Here is a 2,523-nt window from a genome sequence, read left to right as displayed (position 1 = left end):
ACCGTGCACCGCTTGGTGCTCTTGGCGAGATCGGCCTTGAGCCACACCTCCTGGGGCGAGCCCACGTTCATCGCGATGTTGGAGTTCAGGGCGACGATATGCCACGTGCCCAGGTCGTAGCTGTAGTAGCCCTTCCCCGACTGACCCGCGGCGGCGCCGAAGTAGTTGAAGTACCCGCTCGCGCCGGACGTGAGATAATCGTGGTTGCCGGGCACCGGCTTGGTGCGGGCCTTGAACCGCCCCCACGTCGGGTTATAGCAGTTCTTATAGACCGTGCTCGACCCATCCGGGTAAGCGTTGTCGCCGTCCGCGAACACCGTCCCGGGGATCGTGTCCATCAGCTTCGCGGTGAGCGAATCCTGGTTCCTCGTGCAGTCGGCGATATCTCCGGCGCCCACTAAGACAGGCGGTGCAACCACGGTGACGGCTACCGTGTCCATCCCGGAGATACCGCCGCTGTTCGTCACTGTCACGGGCACGCGGAAGGACGCCACGGTCGAATACACGTGCGCCGCGCTGATCGGCGCGGCCTGGCTCGCCGTGCTGCCGGTGCTCGACGTGCCGTCGCCCCAGTTGACCGTGTATCCCCACGGGCCATCGCTGGGATCGGGATCGCTGAAGCTGGCGGAAAGGGTGACCGTGTCGCCCGGATTCGTCGTGATGTCGGGGCCCCCGCTCACGGTCGGCCGTGCGCCGTGACACGCGGTCGTCCCGTTGTCAGTGAACGTCTTTCCTGCGACCGGCACGAACTGCCAGCTGTAGGTGGCGTCGTCGAGCGTGAGCTTCAAGACGCCGAACGTACCACTGTTCCGCACCTGGCTGTTCGGCCGTGTGGTACCGAACGGGGTGACCAGCGCCCCGCCAGTTCCGGCCACGAACTCACGGATGCCGCCCGCCGGATCGGCCGCACCGGCCGGCGTCTGAGGCGCGAACCGCTCGTAAAAGCCGTAGTGGGCGTTCACCACGACGTCCACGCCGGCGGCGTACAGCGCGTCCCACAGGGGCCGGATGTTGGCGTTCGGGTTGTCTTTGGAGTCGAAGAGGGGGTGATGCCAGTAGGCCAGGGTACAATGCGCCGGGTGCGCGGCGAGATCGGCCTTGAGCCACTGCACCTGCGCCGACGTCGCGGTCGTCGGGACCAGGGACGGGCTGCCGCTGTTCAGTACAACGACGTGCCACGCGCCGAGGTCGTAGCTGTAATAGCCTTGTTTGGGGTCGCCCGCCGCGGCGCCGAAATAGCCGAAGTAGCCGCTCGCGTTGGCGGTCTTATAGTCCAGGTCGCCCGGTGCCGGTTGGGTACGCGCCTTCTGCCGCCCCCACGTGACTCCGTAGCACGTGTTGTACTGCGTGAGGGTGCCCTTGTCGTACGCGTTGTCGCCGGCGCCGAACACCGTCCCCGGAATCGAGTCGAGCAGGAGCGCCGTCGCGGCGGCGCCGGGCTGGCCGCAAAAGGCGATGTTGCCGGCCCCGACCAACGTGACCGGACCGGTGCCCGCAGCGAGGTCGGCGGCCGGCGGGCGCGATACGGCCGTCGGGATCCGAAAACTCTGGTCGTCCCGGCAGGTCGTCATAACGAGTAGCACGGCGAAAGACAGGAGACCGACGAGGAGGCGGTTCATGCGATAGGGGCGAGGCACGAGCCGTGCCTTGAACGCGGACCATAACTGACGTCGACGGGAAAGTCGGTTTGTCGTAGTTGTCTTACAGCTCCGTGGCGGGGCGTTGCGCCGACGCCGCGCCGCTCTCGGCGAGCAGGCGGCGCGCCTCGACCAGCTCGGGGGGATCCGGGAAGCGGCGCCGGCCGACCAGTGTCGTGACGATCACCCACAGCGTCCGCCCCACGATGCGGGCGTCGTACCAGAGCGAGGCGCGGCGCACGTACACCACGTCGAGCGCGAGCTTGAGCGGCAGCAGGTGCGCCGCGTAGGCCGCCTCCGGGTCCGTTCCGACGAGCAACGCGGCGCCGTGCGTCGAGCTGTAGATGCTCCCCGGGCTCGCGAGCCCGGGGCGGACAGCGAGCGTTTCGAGGCCGAGCGCCGTGTACAGCCGCGTCACGATGGCCGGATCCTCGGGGCGCGGGCCGACCAGCGCCATCTCGCCGCGCAGCACGTTCCAGAGCTGAGGGAGTTCGTCCAGCTTCACGGCCCGCAGCCAGGCCCCGAACGGGAAGACCCGCGGGTCGTGGGCACCGGTGATGCGGCTCGAGTCAGAGCGGCGCCGCAGGTGCATCGTCCGCAGCTTGAACATGATGAACGGCCGCCGGTCGCGTCCCACACGCTCCGCGCGATACAGGACGGGGCCGGCGGACGACAGACGGATGCCGACGGCGGCCAGGGCGACGAGCGGGGCAGTCACGACGGCCGCCAGCGCCGCCAGCACGACCTCAACCAGGCGTTTGGCCACGGCGCAGCGCGCGACGGACGGTGACGAATACCTCGGCGGCGTCCAGACACTGCTGGTTGCCCCACGCCCGCGCGCGGTGGCGCAGCGCCTCGAGCGAGCGGGGGTGGGGATACGGCCGCA

General features: G+C 69.0%; 2 protein-coding genes. Both read right to left on the bottom strand.

Annotated features, from left to right (window positions below; all coding sequences use genetic code 11):
• Positions 1 to 1,619, bottom strand: a 1,619-nt coding sequence (locus E6J59_20055; GenBank protein TMB15329.1) for a hypothetical protein, incomplete at its 3' end; no start/stop codon positions are given.
• An 82-nt stretch (positions 1,620 to 1,701) separates the two neighbouring features.
• A partial coding sequence (locus E6J59_20050; protein TMB15328.1) for a sugar transferase occupies positions 1,702 to 2,523 on the bottom strand: 822 nt, incomplete at its 5' end.

It is taken from the genome of Deltaproteobacteria bacterium (genome assembly GCA_005879795.1).
Taxonomy (GTDB): Bacteria; Desulfobacterota; Binatia; order DP-6; family DP-6; genus DP-6.
The sequence above is the reverse complement of the archived record's forward strand: the minus strand, read 5'-3'. Positions and strand labels throughout refer to the sequence as shown.